The sequence below is a fragment of the Paenibacillus sp. FSL L8-0502 genome (genome assembly GCF_038593055.1).
Taxonomy (GTDB): domain Bacteria; phylum Bacillota; class Bacilli; order Paenibacillales; family Paenibacillaceae; genus Paenibacillus; species Paenibacillus polymyxa_D.
In genome coordinates, this window is sequence record NZ_CP151958.1 from 1,920,699 (window position 1) to 1,941,145 (window position 20,447).

The window sequence follows — 20,447 nt, forward strand, 5'->3', positions numbered from 1 at the left end:
AATAGGGGTGAGCGAGTGTTTAAACGTTATATTTGTAGTCTACTATGTGTGCTGATGTTGCTGGGTCCATGGAGCACATGGGCATATGGAGAAGAAGGACACGGAGAGGCAGCAGCTTCTCAATCTTCTTCGTCTTCTACTCCGCAGATTATTACCAGAGCATGGCTTGCACAGCAAACAGGTAAGGATCAGGCTTGGGTCAATGCACAGTTATCCAAAGGCTATACCTTATATGATATTTATAAAGCATGGCAAAAAGATGGTGGAGAAAATTCATTACCAGAACAAAGTCCAAGCTTGTGGGTACAGCAGAATGAACTGACATTGGGCATAAATGCAAAGGTGGAGCCTTCCGATGAGTCGGCTGCGCTGAAGGAGGGTGAAAAGCCCGCTCAGGCTACCCAGGATGAAAAGGCAACTCAACATCCACTAGATAAGGAAGAGGGTAAAGAGCCGGCTCCAAACACGACTGAGATGGATATCCCATCTATACCCCGAGTAAATGATTCCGTATATGCTCCGACTCTAGGAGAAAATGGACTGATCGGGCAGGATTTACTTAAACAAAGTTTATTGCAGGTATCTGCTACAACAGATGTCTATGCTCCTTTTGATCAGGTGGCGATTGCACAAAGCAGGTTGAGTGATGATACGTCGCGTTATGGAATGGATTATGGTGACAACAGTGTGTCCACCGCTTCAGGACAGCTCGTTGTTCAAAATACGGATTTGGTACTGCCGGGGTCATTGCCCTTTGCACTGACTCGTGTGTATAACAGTTCATTGGCAAGTAACCAGCTTGGTGTGCAGCAAAATGAAGGGTTGTATACAAACACAAGTGCGATCCGCGAGGAAGAAGCAGCTTCTGGTCTGGGGAGAGGCTGGAAATGGGATCTTCCTCATATGCAGAAACAGGATGGTAAACGGTATTTGTATATTCCGGGAACAGGCTCCTATGAACTGAGAGATGATTTGCAGCTAGAAGGATATGCATACAAAGATCTGAAGATCAGTACAGATCAAAGCGCAAGTGTGCAGGGAGTAAGCAGTGCATACAAAATAGCAGTGTTGAATGGAAATGACTATTATATCGATCAGGACGGTTATTTGATTTTAATCCAGGATGCGTATAAGAATCGGGTGGAGTTTGATTATACAAGTTCTGGTGGAGTAAAGCTTATTCGATCGATTCGAAACAGTGATGGCAAAGAGCTTGACTTCACTTACAATGCCGGGCAAATTGTTGTTAAAGAGCAGGGCACGGACCATCAGTACACCTATCGCCAAAGTGGCGAGGGAAGCAGCAAGGTGCTGTCAGAAGTGTTGGATTCTCTTTCCAGAAGCACAAGCTATGCGTATACATTCATGGACGCTCCTTTTAATGTGGTCGTAGATGGTGAAGGAAAGACTGGAGCCCTACAGCAAAATGCATCGGCGTTGCTTACACGAATTGTACGACCTACTTCATCGATCACAGACATTCGTTATGAAGCATTTAACAAGCAGATAGGTGTATACGGTACACAAGGCGTGTTCAAGGTGGTTTCACGCGCTGATATGTACAGTACAACCGCAGGCAATCGTTTTTTAAATAAAATTGATTTCACCTATTCCGGAGAAGATCTAGCCAACTATGGGAAAAACGCTGAATGGACGGTAGTTGCCAAAGGGACACGTACAGCGGAAACCTTCCATTTCGGTAAAGTCTTTAGAGGAGATAACGCACCGGACAAGCTTGTTCTAAACAGCTATGATCAAGAGGGAGATTCTACCGGCTATCATATAGATTACACGTATAATGATGCCATGGACTGGAATTTGCCTGTGCAAATGCGAGAGTCCTATACGGAGGGAGGTTCTTCATCAGAACCTGTAACGACCTCCTATGACTACAATGAATATGGTCTTCCATTGAAAATATCTCAAAGTACGGGATCGGAGACTGTTCATACGTATAAAAACTCTAATGAGCCTTTTTTCTGGGTTCAACCTGCTCAGACAGTCAACAAAATAAGTGAAGGGAAAACGTTAACGACGGTTCGCACCTACAAGTCAGAGGGCAATTTGTATGAGCTAAAAAGCTATGAAGGCACAGAGCAAGGAAAGCTATTATCGCACAGCTCTACTTTTTACAATACAAAAGGGAATGTAAGCAGCCAGAAAATTCAAATTGATGACAGAAGCGATGCTAATGTGTCTATTGATTATGATTCTCCTTATGGTTCTTACCTCCCAACAAGGCAGCTTTTGCCTAAAGGTGTTGAGTATACGTATGATTACTATCCGACCGGAGAAATCAAGTCCCAAACAGATGCCAAGCGCAAAACGGAGTCTTATGTGTATGACGCAATGGGGCGTGTAACAAAGGTTACTTATCCGGACGGCACTCAAACTGTCGTGGTGTACAAGGATGATACGAATGATGTCACTGTTACCAGACCCGATGGCGTAAGCGTTGAAAGATTGTATAATCCGTTCGGGCAGATGCTCCAGCAGCAGGTGGATGATGCAATCTATGGTTATGGTTATGATGATAATGGAGATATGGTAGAAAGCACGGATGCTGAACAAGCAACCACTCGCTACGCCTACGATGCTTTTGGGCGACCTGTAAAGACGACCTATGCGGATGGAACAACAGATACCGTGGCGTATAATGCGGTGGATCGTACCGTTACTCAGACGGATGCCTCTGGCTACAGTATACGTGAAGTATCGGATGCTTTAGGTCGTGTGACCTCCACACAAGAGGCTAAAAATGGATCATTTCAGCCGCTGGAGTCGTTAGCTTACAATCATGCGGGTATGGTCACTAGCCGGACGGACGGTAACGGTCAACGTATGATCTATGATTACGATGCTCTGGGACAAATGACTTCGGTCACAGATCCATCCGGACAGCAGGTTAGCTATATGTATGATCTGGCCGGAAATTTGAAGACCGTTCAGTATCCTGATGGGCAAAAGAATGTGTATTCGTATGACGAGCTGGGCAGACGTATGTTACTGGAAAAATCAAGCGGAGGAACAACGCTCAATATTTATGATACGGATGGAACCATCACTCGTATGCTGACAGGAAAATCGCAAGCGATTACCTTTCAATATAACTCGTACGGGCTGGTTACCGAAGCGGCGGGACCGGATTTTAAAACCAATTATACCTATGACCTTGCGGGACGCCGAACCAGCATGACAGATGGTCAGGGAACGACCACCTATGCCTATGATCCATCAGATGGGTCGTTGACTGGGCTGAAGTACCCTGATGGTACGCACATCAGCTATGAATACAACAAGCAGTCTCGTACAGGCTATGTGCTAACAGATGCTGCTGGCACGTCTATGCACGTTCAATCCAAGCTGGACAGTGTGGGCCGAGTTACCCAAATGGACATTAGCGCTGGGACAGGTGCGACAAATGTACAGAGCTTGGGAGAAGCGAGTGCTGCTGGGGGCGGATCATTGGATCGAATGACGTTCGATTATGCTCCTAATGGTTTGCTGAAAAGCCAGTCTTCGAGCAGAGGGCTGAGTACGCGATTCAGCTACAACGGACTGGATTTATCCGGGGTTACGGTGGAGCACGGTGGTACGTCGCTACATCAATTTGGGTATGAACGGGATGGGAATAAAAACATCATCGGACGTACACAAAACGGAACAACAGACCAGTTTGGATATGACCCGTCAAACCGAATTGCCAGCGCAACCGCAGGTGAGAAGAATAAGACCTATGGCTACGATCCGAATGGAAATCGAAGCGCTGAAGGCAGTGGCAAAGTGTTCGGCATGAAAAATGCTGAATATACGTATGATTCTGTCAGCCGTCTGACGAAGGTGAGCGGTGAAGGCAAAGAGGTCGGGTACAGCTATAATGGAGACGGTCTACTGTACGAGCGTACAGAGGGTGGAAAAACGACTCGGTATTACTATGACGAAGAAGCGAAGCTGATTGCGGAAGCCGAGGTCCAAGGTGGAACAGCGAAGATCACGTACGCTTACGTATATGACTTATCCGGTCAACTGTGGGCTAGACAGGACAAGGCAAGCGGACAGTTGCAATACTATCAGTTGAATGGCCACGGTGATGTGGTAGGACTAAGTGATAGTTCGGGCAAGGAACTGAATAGCTACAGCTACGATATCTGGGGCGGCCCGGAGAAGGTCAAAGAGAACGTTCCGAACGTGCTGCGTTATGCTGGCGAGTATTGGGATGACACGGCTGGACTCCAGTACTTGCGGGCTCGCTGGTATGATCCGGGCACAGCCCGTTTTATGGGCGAGGATACGTACCAGGGCGAGATCAGCGATCCGCAAAGCTTGAACTGGTATACGTATGCAAATAATAATCCGTTAAAGTATATTGATCCAAGTGGGCATAAAGTTTGGCTAGTTCACGGTACTTTTGTTGATCCAAGTACATGGGATAATAGTAAAACGTATATTAAAAATGAGCTTTTTAATGAACCGACTGATACTCCGCGATGGAGCGGTAAGAATAATGATGGAGCCCGAGTTGAAGGTGCAGAAATTGTAGCGAATCAAATTTATAATTATCACAAAGCTCATCCAACAGAACCGATACGAATCATGGGGCATAGTCACGGAGGTAATGTTTCCATCATGGCAACTAATATGTTGGCTAAACGTGGGGTACATGTAGATACTCTTATCACTATTGCAACACCAGTAAGGGAATATAGACTGAAAACGAAGGTCGGTCAACATATCAATGTATACAACCATAATGATATTATTCAAGTTAACGGAGGGTTTTGGGGTTTAGGAGAAGCAAAACGCAAATACCCTGGTGCTGAGAATGTTGAAGTTAAATTATCCCCATATTATTTTAAACATCCAATTGAAGCTCATTCTGTAATGCACAATAATCCCAATATTTTGGATAAATACGTAAAACCACGAGTGCTGTGGCACAACTTTTCTAAAGCCAGATATGAAAGTTATAAAAAGAATCAGAGTAGGTACTAATCACTAGAAATAATTGGTTTATTATGTATTTTAGGATAAAGTTAGTATTCGAAATAGTGAAGTATCAGTTTTTGAAATGTGAGTAAACATTTCAGTGAGACTGGAGGGAAGGAAATGAAAATGCCCATTTGGTTTAAAATCATATGGATGATTCCTATTGTTATTAATATAGCGGCGTTCATATGGTTTATTTTAGGCTCAACAGGGGGCTTTCAACGTGGACATGATATCTTGGCAACTGCTACATTAGTCATATTTGGAGTCCCGTCTATTATTATTGTATTAATATCATTAACATATATATGGCAAGGATGGCCACCATTTAATGGTGTGAAATATTTAGTATCAGCAATATTGATGGGATCTTTATTATTTTGTTCTTATTATTTGGTTGACGGGACTCCTACACGTGGATGGTTGTATGATAACGTTGATAGTGATCCTGTACGGTTAACTTCAGATCAAAAATATGAATACCGTATAGATTTAATTAATCCTTTCCAGAGGAATAGTAGAGAACAATTGCACTTGAAAAATATTTCAACAGGAGAAGAAAAGAATATCCCTATTTCAATTAGAAAGGAAAATAGTGGCTACTCAGGTGGTGATGGAGATAATTGGGCTTGGGGTATTTTAAAACCAACAAAAGTACCAAATCAATACGAGTTGTCTACATTGGATGAGTATAACAACGGTATGTATGGCATGGATCCGAGAGTTTTTTTAATTGATGTAAAAGCTGGAACTGCACAAGTATTGAAGTAGAATTTGAATTATTTAACCACAATACGAGATAGTTTCGTATTGTGGTCTTTATTTATTATTAGTTCTGAACTAATAATAAATAGCTAAATATTCTCGATACTGTGCTACACGGGCTGGTTACTGAATCTGCAGGTACAAAGGATAAGACTTACAACTACGTTTCAAAAGGAAACCGAAGCTTCGAAGGTAGGGCAGTGAAGATTACATACGCTTACGTGTTGTATGACTTGTCCGGTCAACTGTGGGCCAGACAAGACAAGGCAAGCGGACAGCTACAATATTATCAGCTCAACGGTCACGGTGATGTGGTGGTCCTAAGTGATAGTTCGGGCAAGGAACTGAATAGCTATAGTTACGATATCTGGGGCGGCCCGGAGACGGTCAAAGAGACCGTTCCGAACGTGCTGCGTTATGCTGGCGAGTATTGGGATGATACGACGGGGCTCCAGTACCTGCGGGCTCGCTGGTACGATCCAGGCACAGCCCGTTTTATGGGCGAGGATACGTATCAGGGCGAGATTAGTGATCCGCAGAGTTTGAACTGGTATGCGTATGTGGCCAATAATCCACTCGGATATGTAGACCCTAGCGGGCATGAACTTATGCCTACGACTAAAGGCGGAATATTTTATACTAACCAGAAGACGATTATTCATTATCAAAGAGTAGGCATGGGGACATGCTGGAATGAGTTTAAAGCAGGAACTATTCAGGCATCCACGGCTGTAGCCAATTTCTTGATTGTAGATGATATAAACACGATACTTGATCCCAAATCGTCCGCATATGACAAAACACTTGCTCTAGCAGGATTTATACCTGTTGGTAAGTTTGTTAAAGGTGGAAAATTGATCATACAGCTGACGAGTAAGGAGGGAAGATATGTTGAACGTTCTGTTGAATTGACAGAAAAAAATCTAAAATCAGCCAAGGCACTCCCTTGTAATTGCTTTACGGCGGGGACTAAGGTTCAAACAGACGAAGGGGAGAAACCTATCGAGGAAGTCGAGGTAGGTGACAAGGTTCTAGCCAAAGACGATGAGACAGGTGAGATGGCTTATAAGGAAGTCGAATGGCTCTACCAACGTGATGTGGAAGAAACGTATAATATTACTGTTGGTGGAGAAGTCATAACGACAACTGATGAGCATCCGTTTTGGATTGTCGGCAAAGGTTGGGTCAAGTCTAAAGACCTCGAGGTGGGAGATGTTCTGACAACTTCGGATGGTAAGGAATTAGCCATTGAGAAGATTGAAGTTAAAAAGGGACATGACACTGTATACAATTTTAAGGTCAAAGATTTTCATACTTATTTTGTATCAAATTTGGGTGTGTGGACTCATAACGCTTGCGATATCCCGAATAAAACAACAAAATGGGATATAAAAATGAATGCAAAAGGAAAAGTCACTTACAAATTCCACGGAGATACAATTACAGCTTACCAAGATAACACAAAGAAAGGTTATTGGTGGGCGAAAGACACAACTGGACACGGCGGTTCAGCGTATAAGGTATTTGAAAAGAAAGGAAATTCACTTCATTGGATTACTGATGCAGATGAATATGGAAATTTCATAACAGGGAAACACAAGAGTACAACAGGTACAGTCATAAAGCTAAAATAAATATAGTTAAAAAAACGCCGTAAAGGGAACATAGATTTCCCTTTACGGCTACATGATGGGGATGATTGAATGGAACATAATCAAAATTTAAATGATTTTTTGTTGCGATACTTTGAAGGAATTTATTTAAAGAAACCTTTGTTTTATAATGCTTCAATTGCTATTAGGTTTGAAATGGGGGGAGGGACAGATACGCCTGGAAAAAGAGTAGAGCAGGTGAAACAGAGAGCGGTTGCTTTATTTGACGCATTAAATAGTTATGATGACGATGTTTACTTTGTACTATTCGTAGATAAATGGAGTAATGAGTCAATTAATGCCATTGAGAATGATGTCTTTAAAGAATTCAATAATTATATTAGTAAGATAGATTTTGGACATGTATTTAAACAAGAACAGGAGTACCGATATAAAGATTCCGACGAAACTGATGATATAGTAACTATTAGATATTGTATAAATGTGAAATCCCAAGATTTGAAGATTGATAGTCTGATAGAGGCGATTGCCAATCGAACACTTGGTTTAGAACCTAGTGTAGATGGTGACATATATTTAATAAATGACACGAACAAAACAATTTTTCATCTTTATGACGATAGAGGCTTGGATATTGTAGCGGAAAACAAGGAGACTCTAAGGATTGTTTATGAGCAGTATAATCATTGGATATTGGATTATGACCGAAATAAAATCGATGAAATATTTTCTTGAATGATCTTGAGGGCTGCAATCCTCAAGGTCTTTCTTTATATTAATACCTAGTACCAAGTAAATGGTTGAATGACAATCCCATAGTCAATTAGAAACCCAAAATCTTCAGATACCACTGTATCTTGCTCAAAAGTACCTCATCTTCATTTTCTTCCGGTAGGTTCTAGTTCCGCCAAAAGAATCTACTACCCGCTTGTACCCTTCTTAACTCCTACTAATTTATTCACAACTTTGTAACTTTCTCTGGCAGGGGGGTTGCGAGATTGTTTTCAAATTGTTTTACTATATTTACCTACTATAGTCTGGTAATCTATTAATATATATAGGGGGAACGAAAAGACGTCCGGTTCAGTCGGTTGAGATGCGTTTATGTTCTATATGTTGAGTGAATGTCTATATTGCCATGTCTATATCGTCATGTCTGTATAACTTCATAGACAAGCTAGAGATAGCTCCCGCACATTATAAAATACAGCACAGGATGGTGTAATGAATGAAGCTTTTAAATGCAAAATGGATGGCTGTATGCTTGATGGCAATCTGTTGTTTGGGTTTGCTAGGTATACATACGAATACAGCGAGTGCACAAGCGCAGGCTCCTTTGCTTGGGGTCAATGACGTGTTACTAGATTCGAATACGGTTAAGCCCGTAATGGAAAATGATAAGTTGTATGTACCTGTCGTGACATTAGGGCAAAAGATGGGCATTTCTACTTCGGCTAGCGGCAACACATTGGTGCTGACTGGACATAATCGCAGCTTTACGCTGGATTTGAACAAGGGGGATGTGTTCGAGCGTGGAGGACGCACGTTGGTGCCAATTCGCACTTTGACCGATGCATTCGGCTTCACTATTACGGTTCCTACAAGTAATCTGTATCGAATTCAGAATGCAAACGCTAGTTTGTCTGATGCTCAGTTTTTGAATACATTCGCGGCAGAAATTAAACAGTATGCAGCTGTCGAACCGGGCAAAGCCAGCAATACAGGCAACAAGGGAACTGCCTCATCATCCAGCCGTACGATTTATTTGAGCTTCGATGATGGTCCTACGGCGCATACGTCGCAGCTGCTGGATATTTTAGATAAATATAATGCGAAGGCTACTTTCTTCATGCTGGGACCTGAAATTCGCCAACATAGCGCAGTGATGAAGAGAATGGTAGACGCAGGGCATGGTTTGGGCCTCCATGGGATGACACACCAGGTGAAAAAGATCTATGCATCCCCGGCAGCAGCATTGGCAGAGATGAATCAGGATAACGACATTTTATTTAAGGCCACAGGGAAACGCACTTCTTTGATTCGTACACCTTATGGCAGCAAACCGTATTTGAAGAAAGCATATCGTGATCAACTGACGGGTGCAGGCTATCATATTTGGGACTGGAACATCGATTCCAATGATTGGCGTTATACTAAAAATCCACAGCATTTTGTACAGACTGTCCTAAGTGATATAAAGAGATTGAAAAAGCAAGGCAGAACACCAGTCGTTCTTATGCATGATAAACCATCTACGATCAAGGTGCTTCCACAAATCATGGCTGCTTTGCAGAAAGAAGGCTATTCGTTCGAGCCGTTGAATGATAACCTGACTCCGCTTAATTTTTGGAATGATCGTCGTTAATTGAATAGCATGAAAGAAAAAAGACACCTTTTCAACCATTTATATAGTGGTTTGGAAGGTGTCTTTTTGTTGTATTTGCTCAAAAATGTGAAGTTTGCAGCATGGTTTATATGAATCTATGAATTCATGTCTATGCACAGGTCATACGACTTTACGGGTTACCACGTCGCTGCATATATTACAGTAACCGCCTCGAGAGGAGGAGCAGGTATGAATATTAATCCGAGTATGTTTAGTATGATTTGCGCTACCGCAGGAGCCTTTATTACGTTTGCATTTGGCGGCTGGAATCAGCTAATGGTGCTATTCACGGTTGCAATGGCTGTCGATTATGTGACTGGAGTCGCCGCAGCAATTAAGACTGGGCAAGGTTTAAGCAGTAAAGCCGGCTTTTGGGGGTTGGCGAGAAAGGCTTTAATGCTAATGGTAATTTCTTTGGCGCATCATGTGGACCTCCTGATGGGTACCGAAATCATGAAAGGGGCGGCAACGTACTTTTATTTATCCAATGAATTGATCTCTATTACGGAAAACTGTTCACGAATGGGTCTACCGCTCCCACCGAAGCTCAAGAATTTTTTTGCCCTATTAAAGGACAAGGAGTCTGATGGTAAAAATGGTGGAAAAGATCGCTAGAGTTACAAAGTTTCTTTCCGTATGTGGGGCGTTATGATAAAATTTTCAAGAGAACATTTTAAGATAAGGAGCCTATACGCATGATTAAACATATTGTTTTGTTCAAATTGAAAGACCGCTCCCCCGAAAGCATTGAGCACACAGCATCCATATTGCGCAGCATGAACGGCAAAATCAAAGAGCTGCTGTCACTCGAAGTAGGTACGGATGTGATTCGTTCGGAACGTTCTTATGATATTTCCCTTACCGCTGTTGTCGAAACACTGGAGGATTTGCAAACGTATCAGGTACACCCTGTGCACCAGGAAATTATTGTACACATGAATGAAGTGAAGGATGTATCTATCGCAGTTGATTATGAAATCTAAAGCGGTACTGGAGGTGCAGGACCTTGTATTATGTCAACCGGGAACAAATTGAGCTTCGACTAGGGGCTGTTCCCGACATTGTCGCCGGACTTCGCCAGACATCTGCTTCCTGGAACGGCGATCTGTTGCAGGGGCTAGTGCAGGAGCGCTGTCTTCATCTGGCCATTGAGACGGTAACGGACGTAGGAAGCTATATCATCGACGGATTTATTATGCGTGACGCCAGTAGCTATGAGGATATTATCGGTATCATTCATGAGGAAGGTGTACTGGATGATACCGTATTTCATTCGCTAGTAGAGCTGGTAGGCTTACGTAAACCCTTAGTGCAGGAGTATTTCCATTGGGACCGGACAAGCCTTCACCCGCTTACAACAAAGCTGCCTGGGTTGCTGGAGCTTTTTGCATCTAACGTGCATGATTATTTAAATAAGGAATTGGGTCCCCAGCCCGAGGGAGTGTAAAGGCAAAAGTGACGGATAAGTATATCGTACCCGAAATGCCCACTAGGCGCATGATCATGACACTATTGAAAACCCAGGGACCTGTGGGCGTCGGAAGCTTGGCAGCTCAATTAGGCATTACCGAAATGGGAGTGCGTAGGCATCTCAAATTGATGGAGCAGGATGGCCTGATCGTGGCTACAATCGTGAGACAGGCTATGGGACGCCCGACGTTTTTATACAGCCTGAGCGAGCAGGGAAGCGAGCAGTTTCCACGTAATTATGATCATTTGTTACTGGAACTGTTAGAGGAACTCGATGAAGAACAGGGAATGGAAGCTGTTTACTCGCTGTTTGATGGTAGAAAACGTAAAATGATGAAGCGTTACGCCCCTCATATAGAGGGGGAGACTACACTGGCTTCACGTGTGGAAAAGCTTTCGGGCATCCAGAATGCTTCCGGATATATGGCAGAGTGGCGCGAGGAAGAGGATGGTAGCTACTCTATTGTGGAATACAATTGTCCTATCTCTCAAATTGCAGGCCGTTACCGCAAGGCTTGTGAATGCGAGCAGCAAATGTTTGAGGAGCTACTTGATGCCGAAGTTGTTCGTGAGGATTGTTTGGCAGATGGGGGCCGTTGCTGCCTGTATCGTATCCGCTCTAAAAAAAAGTAAAACTTTTCAGGCTTGTTTTCTGTATCATGACAAGCTCCCCATGCTTATAATGCACTAACAGATGGGCATTCGCCCGGGCACAAGGGAGAGATGATGATGAAGGAGAACTGCAAAAGTTTTATCCGAGGCGCGTTGGCAGGCAGCATTGTTGGTTCGGTTGCTGCTTTATTATTTGCCCCTAAGTCAGGTCGTGAGCTGCGTCAGAATATTACAGATCAGGCGCGCAACGTAAGTGATAAGGGACAGGAGCTAGCGGGGAAAATTTCAGACACCTCAATTGAGTATACTGACAAAATTAAGGAGACAGCCTCAGCCGTCATTCATGAAATTGGGCAATGGCGTAAAAAAGGTGAAATGCTTCCTGAGGTTAGTATTTCATCAGCGACTGCTCAAGAAGATACAGAAAAAGATGCGCTGTAACGGTCTGTAAAAAATAGGTGAAACACTGAATACAGTTTGAATTCGTGGCTTCTCCCGTTGGGATGGAGCCTTTTTATTGATCACTTCCTCGTTTTAGGGTAATCTTTTGGGGTACCTTTTACACTGATACGACATAAGGTATGTAGCAACGGATAGCTTTCCGAGATGAAATAACTCATATTTGAACAAAAAAGGAAGCGGTGTGTACGTGCAGCAAGCGATTGCAATATTGGATTCCGGTGTAGGAGGTTTGACGGTTGTAAAAGAAGTCATGCGTCAGCTTCCACGGGAAAAAATCATTTATTTTGGAGACACTGCGCGCACTCCGTATGGCCCCCGACCATCGGAAGAGGTTAAAAAATTTACAGAGCAAATGGTTGATTTTCTGATTCAATTTGATCCGAAAGTCATTATTATTGCTTGTAACACGGCTACTGCCGCGGCATTGGACTATATAAGCCAAAAGGTATCCATTCCGGTGATCGGAGTCATTCACCCCGGGGCTCGTGCTGCGATTAGCGCGACTGCTACCGGGCATGTCGGGGTGATTGGGACTGTCGGTACGATTCGAAGCGGAGCGTATACAGCTGCGCTCAAGCAATTGTCTCCTTACGTAGACGTGGTGAGCCATGCGTGTCCTGCGCTTGTTCCATTGGTGGAGCAAGGGTTATTTCGCTCTAAGACGACATCGCAGGTTGTGGAGGAGACATTGAGACCTATTCAAACGTATCCGATTGATTGTCTGATTCTTGGTTGTACGCATTATCCTTTTTTGAAGGAAACGATTCAAGAAGTCATGGGGCCTGCAGTAAAGCTCATTAGCTCGGCAGATGAAACGGCGCGTGAGACGAGTACCATTTTGTATAACAAAGACAAGTTGGAAGCTGGGGACGAAACCCCGGTACATCAGCTTTTTTGTTCCGGCGATCCTGAATTGTTCCAGCGCATTGCCGCACAGTGGCTCGGGGAGCAAATTCGCCAAACGCCTGTCGTCTGGCAAGTCACCAATTTGGATTAACGAGACAGCCGACTTTTTGTCATTGGACAAAAGAAGTCGGCTGTTTTGCTTTTCGCTACATCAAGACACGCCGCGTTTGCATAACATGCAGTAAGGCAGATGGAAGGGGCGTAGAAGATGAGGGAATATATCGTTCAAAAAGGAGATACATTGCACCGGGTCGCCTCGGCTTTTAAACTATCGGCGGATACTTTAATCGTAGATAATCCGTGGGCCGCCACGCAACCCTATCTGATTAGTGGTCAAGTGTTATATATTCGTCCGTCTACGGATCGTAAATACGTTATTCAGCCTGGTGAGTATGCAAGACAGATTGCCAAGCAGTTTGGTGTGGAGCTTAATGAGTTACGGCTAGCCAACCCCGGACTTGCGGAGCATGATTTTATGGAAGGAAAAACTATTGTTATTCCTGAAGACCATCAGGATCAGATTGTACGATTACGTGGAGAGTATGGATATGAAGATTTAAAGGAAGACCTAGCGGCCTTGGCCCGCAGATATCCGTTTATTGAAGTTGGCAGCATTGGAACCAGTGTCATGGGGAAGGATATTCCTTATGTACGTATTGGGCAGGGAACGCGTAAAATTCACGCCAATGCTTCAGTTCATGCTAATGAATGGCTGACGACGCCTTGTTTGCTGCGTTTTATAGAGCAATATGCACAAGGGATCGGTGGGACTGAAGAACATGTAGGGGCCACTCAATGGGTGTATGGAGGTTCTCCGCGGGATTTGCTGGAGCATACATCCTTATGGGTGGTTCCGATGGTCAACCCGGATGGGGTAGAGCTGGTGCAACAAGGTATACTCCCAACTCATCCGTTGTATCATGACCTCAAAAAGTGGAATGAAGGACGTGCTGATTATCGCGGTTGGAAGGCGAATATTCGTGGTGTCGACCTCAACGATCAATTTCCGGCATATTGGGAAGAAGAGGTGCGCAGACGCGGTAAAACAGGTCCGTCTCGACGAGACTATGCAGGGCCTGCACCTTTGTCTGAACCGGAGTCTAAGGCGCTTGCCGATCTAACGGAGCGCGAACAGTTCGACATGGTGTTATCCATACACAGTCAGGGACAGGAGATCTATTGGAATTATCGGGATCTAGAGCCTAAGGAGAGCCGAGATTGGGCCTTACGGCTAGCTGCCGCAACAGGTTACCGGGCGGTAAAGCTGGGTGGGAGCGATGCAGGGTACAAGGATTGGTTTATACAGCGATTTTGTAAACCGGGGTTTACCGTTGAAGTCGGTCTAGGCGTAAATCCGCTGCCCATGCGTGATTACGATGATATTGCAGCAGAAGTGGGCATGTTAATGGCAACAGTGCTGTCATGGTAAAAAATTCGGCCTACTGAAACGTATCGAATCACTTGCACGTATTAGGAGGAACACGTTTTTTATAAGTGTTCCTCTTTACATGTCCCTTCAATGGGGTATATATACTTAGGAGCATTGGAAATGGAGTGAACAACCTATGAAGTGGAAAAGATTACTATCTCTCCGTCAATGGTCACATGTATTTCGTCGTATGCCCCGACTGATTACTTCATCAAGGATTCCGCTGGGAGAAAAATTACTCTTTGCGGTGCCTGTGTTGCTCTATTGGGTATTACCTGATGTCATGCCATTTATGCCCATCGACGATATTGGTGTGACATTATTGCTTATGAATTGGTTTGTGACCCGTGCCGAACGAAAATATCCAGATGTGCTTGAAAAGCAACATGTACGTGTTCGGTAGATAAGCTTATGAATTTCGTGATTGCGATTTTTCACGATTTTCTTTACAATAGGAATATTGCCTTTTGCTATGCTAAACATAATTGTGATTTATCCAATAAACCACATTTCATTTAATGAATATGAAGGAGATGAAGTTTGATGAACTGCAAAATTACTCGTAACGCAGCTAAAGTATTGAAACTTGAACTGGATAAGGAAGAGAACCAAGGGAAGAGCCTGCGCGTTGTTATTACTCATGCTCATGGAGATCATGCTCATTACGGGCTGGATTTGGACACGCCTAAAGAAACAGATACTGTCGTATCTACAGATAAAGGCATTGACGTAATTTTGGAAAGCGGCCAGCCGCTGCTGGATGGTGTGAAAATTGATTACTTGTACTTCCCCGAAGAAGGATTTGTCATTACTAACCCTTCCCAAGGTAATCACGGCGACCACTAAGCCGGAGCTCGGAGGGATGACAGATGGCCAACGATATTCGCGTATGTGATGAATGCAATCATATTCGCTTGAAAACAATCTTGCCCAAGTTGCAAAAGATGGCACCAGATGCCGAGATCAAAATCGGCTGCAAATCGTATTGCGGTCCTTGTGGGAAACGGGCGTTTGTGTATGTGAACGGACGTTATGTGAGTGCGGCCACGGAGGATGAAGTATTGGAGAAGGCTGCGCGCTTTATCAAATAGTTCCAGTACGCAGCATTCGCAATTTTTGAATAGTTCCCCTTCTTCTGATCCATGCTAATGGATGTAGACCACTGCCCAGAAGGAGGAGTGACTCATGGCCCAATATGATTCCAATCTCGACAATCACAGTGTTGAGGCTCAAACACAAAACTCGGTGGACAGGCTCCACAATGCCGTCTCTCAGGCATTGTCACATCCAGCTGAGCAACTGATTGAACAGGCGGAGCAGTCTCGCACTCATGCTGAACATGCCATACAGCAGGCGAAGGATAGCCTTGGTGACGACTCAGTAGAAGTTGCGGAGGATATGCTTGGTGAAGAGGTACAACGGCTTGAACAGGCCAAAAAAACGTTGCGTTCCTAAGCATTTGTGACTGGTAACAACGAGCGCAGTCGAGTGACAATCCATAAAAAAGCACGATCCACAGCACTTACAAGCCGATGGATCGTGCTTTTTTGTTATATACAGAGTAGTTATGCGGCGACATCGTTAAAGGGGTTTGGGAAGATGCTGTATCAGCAACCTCCCACATAAAGTCTATTAGATACAGATACAGAAGGAGTTACTTCTTTGTTTGTGGTTCCCATTCGCGAATAAGATCGTATGTGATAACCTGATCGGATATGTTCAACCGATTGAGAGCTTCGGTATATCCCGGTCCGCAGGCGTTTACGTCTGTAGGCTGGCCTGTACTCAGGTTGTAACAGGTCCCTTTGGAGAATGTACCGTCCTCAGATGGAATGTAGTACACTCGTCCATCCGTGAAAGCACCAGTACGTAGCACAACCATACGAGGCTTCCCGCTAAACAGATCGTTTCCCATAAAATGATATGGTTTTGTAGAAATCCCAAGCAGGTGCATTACGGAAGGAGTCAGATCCAACTGACCTGCCGGTTCTGTATACGTGCCCGCCTGACTTCCGTCAGGAAGATGCACAAGCAATGGCACCTGATTCATGATTTTCTGCATGTCCAGATCCGTAAGTGGCTTGCCTAAAAATTTCTCATACAGTGCTTTGTCTTTAATAGAATTATCATGATCCCCATAAAACATCAGGATCGTATCATCCCACAGTCCGTCTTTCTTCATCTGATCTACCAATTCGCCTAGTGCTTCATCTACATAATGGACAGATTTTAGATAGTCTCCGAACATGGTACCTTCAAACTCGCCAACGTCTAAATCTACCGCGTCAGGTGACAGGTTGTACGGATGATGGCTCGAGATACCGACCATATAGGCGTAGAACGGCTGCTTAACTTCGGTAGTGAGATCATTGAGCGTTTGACGGAAAAAGGATTTGTCTCCCAGGGACCAGCCCAATGGCTCATCTATTTTAAAATCTTTTTTACTGTAGAACTTGTCATAGTTCATTGCCTTATACATAGTGTAGCGGTTCCAGAAGCTGCTGTCATACACGTGAAACGCATTGGGACTATATCCAGTATCCTTCAAAATGGAAGGGAGCGTATCGAATTTATGGTCCGCATAACGGATAAATACGGAGCCTGTAGGGAGCGGATGCAGCGAAGCATGTGTAGAGAAGTCCGCGTCCGAAGTACGGCCCTGCGCAGTCTGGTGAAAATAATTGTTGAAATACATGCTTTCCTTCGTCAGTTTGTCAAAGTTAGGCGTAATCGCTTGACCGTTGATCTGTTTGCCGATAAAAAAGTTCATGAACGCTTCAGCTTGAATGACCATCACGTTTTTGCCCTTATACTTGCCAGATAGATCATTTTTTACCTGAAGCAACTTTTGGTGCTGATTAAACCATTCCTTATCCTTATCGGATTCCGCTTGAGCCAATGTAGGCTGAGGACCAAGGTGATCCTGACCATAGCGGTAGATGTCATATCCATGAAATCCGATCAACCCTGTTACATTGTACAAGGCCATCGACCACCAGTTGCCGACAAATATGCCAGTTGCCCACGTGGAGGTATAATATTTGATCGGCCCAAATGTTAATACATAGCCAATCAGGAAGGCCAATGCTCCTTTAGAGAAGCGAAGCAGGAACCTCTTTGTGTAGGAGCTTCGGGATGCTTTTAAATAAGTATCATTCGTGGTAAATCGACGTCGTAAGGAAGCCACAAATATGACATACGGAATGAATAGAATCCAGTCTGCAAAAAAGAGAATGTCCCCCCAGTACATAAGGGATGCGATACTTCCGCCTAGAGAATCAACTTGTCCAGCTTGAAGTAAGACGGGAATCGTAATGAAATCCTGGAAATACCGATAATAAACCATGTCGGAATAAATGAGCGCGGTGAGCAACATATCGAGCACCACAAGAGCAATCAAACGTCCGCGACGTGGCAGCCATAAGGTCCAGAAGCTCACAAGTAAAAGCGAACCAATAGCGATGACATAATCCAGCGGATTCATGTCAATATTTTGGGCATGCAAGTTATAGTGAATCAGTACGAGCTTGCCGATCATAAGCACAAAAAACAGACCTAGTCCAAAATATCGAGACAGCAGCATTCTGCTGAACGTGTTACCAGTGCGACTTGCACTGGACGTGCGAATAACCAACACTTTACCCCCTCTGGCAGAAATGTTCGGCTAGTATAAATTACATATTAACGTAATGTTAAAACCGAAATGCCTTTAATTATTATAGCGCTCATCTCGCGCATTTCAATGATTAAGTAAAGAAAATACAGCACAAATCAGGCCAGAACAACGAACGGAGAGTTCGTTTCCTGGCCTAGGCTTCATCTTATTTAAGGCTGCAACGGCGAAGTATCTTTGCGGCGCGGAGGCAGAGGGCCTAGATACTGATAGTATTGGCATTCGATCCGGCCGTTAAACAACTTCCGGCGCTTGTCTGCTTTACGGCCCCAATAATGCTCAAATTGCTTGGTGGAGCTGATGGCAAAGAAGGACCAGGTCTTCATTTCGGCTGCCGTGCGTGCGAGTGAACGGATCAGCTTTTCCACCTCGGATTGTTCGCTCAGTCTCTCGCCATAAGGTGGGTTTGTAATCATCACACCATATTGTCCTTCGAGTCTGACTTTAGTTACAGGCATCACCTTAAGAGGGATGTCTTTAGCAAAGCCTGCTGCTTTTACAGCTGCCTCAGCAACTTGTATGGCATTTGGATCGATATCGCTACCTGCAATTTCAAAAGGAATGTCATCGCGGGTCAAATCCATCGCCTCGTCGCGAGCCTGATCCCATAATTCTCTGCCAATGACAGGCCAGTCTTCCGAGTTAAAGGTACGTCTCAGTCCTGGCGCAATATTCCAGGCTTGCATGGCAGCTTCGACCAATAAAGTACCGGAACCGCAGCATGGGTCATAGAAGGGGCGGTCCGGGCTCCAGCGACTAAGCTGAATAAGAGCAGAAGCCATCGTTTCTTTGAGGGGCGCCTCTGTAACGAGTTTACGGTAGCCGCGTTTGTGCAGTCCTGGACCGGTTGTATCAAGCGTCAGCAACGCACGATCATTCAATAGAATGACCTCAATGACGTAACGAGGGCCATCTTCAGCAAACCAATCTGTATGGTAGGTTTCCTTGAGTTTTTCTACAATCGCCTTCTTGACGATTCCCTGACTGGCTGGTACGCTACTAAGCTGTGATTTGTGCGAACGTCCCTCGACGGGGAATTCACCATCTACAGGAATCCAATCCTGCCAGGGTAATGCTTTGGTACCCTCGAACAGCTCATCGAAGGTTGTTGCAGCAAATTCACCCATTTTAATAAGTACGCGGTCTGATGTGCGAAGCCACAGGTTACACCGGCATATATCCATATAATCTCCGGTAAAAACGACGCGGCCGTTTTCGACGGTTAGATCTTCGTACCCGAGTTCTCTGAGTTCTCGGGCCACGACGGCTTCAAGTCCCATTGGCGCAGTCGCAATTAGTTGCAGTTGAGTCATTAAACGTATTCACTCCGTCCCCATAATCATGTAAGCTTGGTTCAATCCCTATAGTATAGGTCATTGTACTCGAAGAGACAAATCATTAAGGTAAAAAATTTACGAAGGACACCACGTCCTACCTGCGTTATGATTAAGCAATAAGGAGAGATGAACCGTGGAAATTACACCCAATATGACGCCTGAACAATATGTAGACCAGCTGGTACAAGAGGATGAAGCACTTCGCAGTATTAGGGAGGCTATCGTTAAAGAAGGTATGCCGGAAGTATCCGTTGCCCATCCTTATGGAAAACTGTTGACCTTTCTAATTGAAGTATCTGGCGCACAGCATGTACTGGAAATCGGCGTATTAGGCGGCTACAGTGGATTATGTCTGGCCCGTGGGCTGGGAGAAAAGGGCCGTATTGTGTCACTGGAGCTGAAAGAAGCGTACGCAGCGCTGGCACATCGACATATGGAAAACAATGGATACGGTGACCGTGTCGAATATCGTATTGGACCCGCAGCGGACAGCTTGAAAGAACTTCAGGAAGAGGGAAGAACTTTCGATTTTTTCTTCATTGATGCAGATAAGGAAAATTACCCAGTATATCTGGAATATGCGATTGCTCTGGCGAATCCAGGTGCCATTATTGCGGGAGACAACTGTTTCCTTCGCGGACGGACGCTGAATACGGATAAGAACGGCCCTGCCGTTCAGGCCGTGAGACGTTTTAACGAAACGATAGCAACAGATCCGCGGCTGGTCAGCACGCTTTTGCCAGCTTACGATGGATTGGCGCTAGCTCGAGTTAAATAGCGTTCATTCCCCATGTATAGCTATCTATAC

General features: G+C 44.5%; 19 protein-coding genes. 17 read left to right on the forward strand and 2 right to left on the reverse strand.

All coding sequences use genetic code 11. The features are described 5' to 3' along the window. Positions 1–15: 15 nt before the first annotated feature. The 16 genes from NSQ57_RS08660 (at position 16) to NSQ57_RS08735 (ending at position 16,084) form a co-directional block, all read left to right on the forward strand. Positions 16–4,992 (forward strand): RHS repeat-associated core domain-containing protein, encoded by a 4,977-nt coding sequence (locus NSQ57_RS08660; protein WP_342425919.1) that lies wholly within the window; start codon positions 16–18, stop codon positions 4,990–4,992. A gap of 114 nt (positions 4,993–5,106) precedes the next feature. After that, on the forward strand, positions 5,107–5,757 hold the full coding sequence (locus tag NSQ57_RS08665) for a hypothetical protein (RefSeq protein ID WP_069011062.1): 651 nt from the start codon (positions 5,107–5,109) through the stop codon (positions 5,755–5,757). Between the two features lie 194 nt (positions 5,758–5,951). After that, positions 5,952–7,385 (forward strand): polymorphic toxin-type HINT domain-containing protein, encoded by a 1,434-nt coding sequence (locus NSQ57_RS08670; RefSeq protein ID WP_069011063.1) that lies wholly within the window; start codon positions 5,952–5,954, stop codon positions 7,383–7,385. 69 nt (positions 7,386–7,454) lie between these two features. Next, entirely contained in the window at positions 7,455–8,099 is a 645-nt protein-coding gene (locus NSQ57_RS08675; RefSeq protein WP_069011064.1) for a DUF3885 domain-containing protein, read from the forward strand. Between the two features lie 493 nt (positions 8,100–8,592). Next, the gene (locus NSQ57_RS08680; RefSeq protein ID WP_342425920.1) at positions 8,593–9,729 is read left to right on the forward strand and encodes a polysaccharide deacetylase family protein; all 1,137 of its coding nucleotides are present in this window, start codon (positions 8,593–8,595) and stop codon (positions 9,727–9,729) included. A 210-nt stretch (positions 9,730–9,939) separates the two neighbouring features. Further along, positions 9,940–10,365, forward strand: a complete 426-nt coding sequence (locus NSQ57_RS08685; RefSeq protein ID WP_029516680.1) for a phage holin family protein — start codon at positions 9,940–9,942, stop codon at positions 10,363–10,365. An 80-nt stretch (positions 10,366–10,445) separates the two neighbouring features. After that, complete coding sequence (locus NSQ57_RS08690; protein ID WP_013309679.1) at positions 10,446–10,733, forward strand: Dabb family protein; 288 nt, start codon at positions 10,446–10,448, stop codon at positions 10,731–10,733. A 23-nt stretch (positions 10,734–10,756) separates the two neighbouring features. Beyond that, positions 10,757–11,197: a HepT-like ribonuclease domain-containing protein gene (locus NSQ57_RS08695; protein ID WP_069011066.1), complete on the forward strand. Its 441-nt coding sequence runs from the start codon at positions 10,757–10,759 to the stop codon at positions 11,195–11,197. 8 nt (positions 11,198–11,205) lie between these two features. Then, positions 11,206–11,853: a metalloregulator ArsR/SmtB family transcription factor gene (locus NSQ57_RS08700; protein ID WP_029516682.1), complete on the forward strand. Its 648-nt coding sequence runs from the start codon at positions 11,206–11,208 to the stop codon at positions 11,851–11,853. Between the two features lie 96 nt (positions 11,854–11,949). Continuing rightward, on the forward strand, positions 11,950–12,273 hold the full coding sequence (locus tag NSQ57_RS08705) for a YtxH domain-containing protein (protein WP_342425921.1): 324 nt from the start codon (positions 11,950–11,952) through the stop codon (positions 12,271–12,273). Between the two features lie 208 nt (positions 12,274–12,481). Beyond that, positions 12,482–13,291 carry a glutamate racemase gene (racE, locus tag NSQ57_RS08710; protein ID WP_069011068.1) on the forward strand — a complete coding sequence of 270 codons (810 nt, stop codon included), beginning with the start codon at positions 12,482–12,484 and terminating at the stop codon, positions 13,289–13,291. 117 nt (positions 13,292–13,408) lie between these two features. After that, entirely contained in the window at positions 13,409–14,629 is a 1,221-nt protein-coding gene (locus NSQ57_RS08715) for a M14 family zinc carboxypeptidase (RefSeq protein ID WP_342425922.1), read from the forward strand. A gap of 136 nt (positions 14,630–14,765) precedes the next feature. Continuing rightward, on the forward strand, positions 14,766–15,032 hold the full coding sequence (locus NSQ57_RS08720) for a hypothetical protein (RefSeq protein ID WP_029516685.1): 267 nt from the start codon (positions 14,766–14,768) through the stop codon (positions 15,030–15,032). Positions 15,033–15,172: 140 nt separating this feature from the next. Further along, on the forward strand, positions 15,173–15,475 hold the full coding sequence (locus tag NSQ57_RS08725) for a heme biosynthesis protein HemY (RefSeq protein WP_013370462.1): 303 nt from the start codon (positions 15,173–15,175) through the stop codon (positions 15,473–15,475). A 23-nt stretch (positions 15,476–15,498) separates the two neighbouring features. Further along, the gene (locus NSQ57_RS08730) at positions 15,499–15,720 is read left to right on the forward strand and encodes a DUF1450 domain-containing protein (protein WP_007429791.1); all 222 of its coding nucleotides are present in this window, start codon (positions 15,499–15,501) and stop codon (positions 15,718–15,720) included. A 94-nt stretch (positions 15,721–15,814) separates the two neighbouring features. Beyond that, the gene (locus tag NSQ57_RS08735) at positions 15,815–16,084 is read left to right on the forward strand and encodes a hypothetical protein (RefSeq protein WP_023987992.1); all 270 of its coding nucleotides are present in this window, start codon (positions 15,815–15,817) and stop codon (positions 16,082–16,084) included. Positions 16,085–16,283: 199 nt separating this feature from the next. On the opposite strand, the gene NSQ57_RS08740 is transcribed toward NSQ57_RS08735, so the two are convergent. Then, a complete protein-coding gene (locus tag NSQ57_RS08740) occupies positions 16,284–18,266 on the reverse strand; it encodes an LTA synthase family protein (RefSeq protein ID WP_029516686.1) in 1,983 nt (660 codons plus the stop codon). A 188-nt stretch (positions 18,267–18,454) separates the two neighbouring features. Further along, positions 18,455–19,615, reverse strand: coding sequence for a class I SAM-dependent RNA methyltransferase (locus NSQ57_RS08745; protein WP_023987994.1), 1,161 nt, complete (start codon positions 19,613–19,615; stop codon positions 18,455–18,457). Positions 19,616–19,772: 157 nt separating this feature from the next. Here NSQ57_RS08745 and NSQ57_RS08750 point away from each other — a divergent pair, with 157 nt between their 5' ends. Next, positions 19,773–20,417, forward strand: coding sequence for an O-methyltransferase (locus NSQ57_RS08750; RefSeq protein WP_340884995.1), 645 nt, complete (start codon positions 19,773–19,775; stop codon positions 20,415–20,417). The last annotated feature ends 30 nt before the right edge of the window (positions 20,418–20,447 follow it).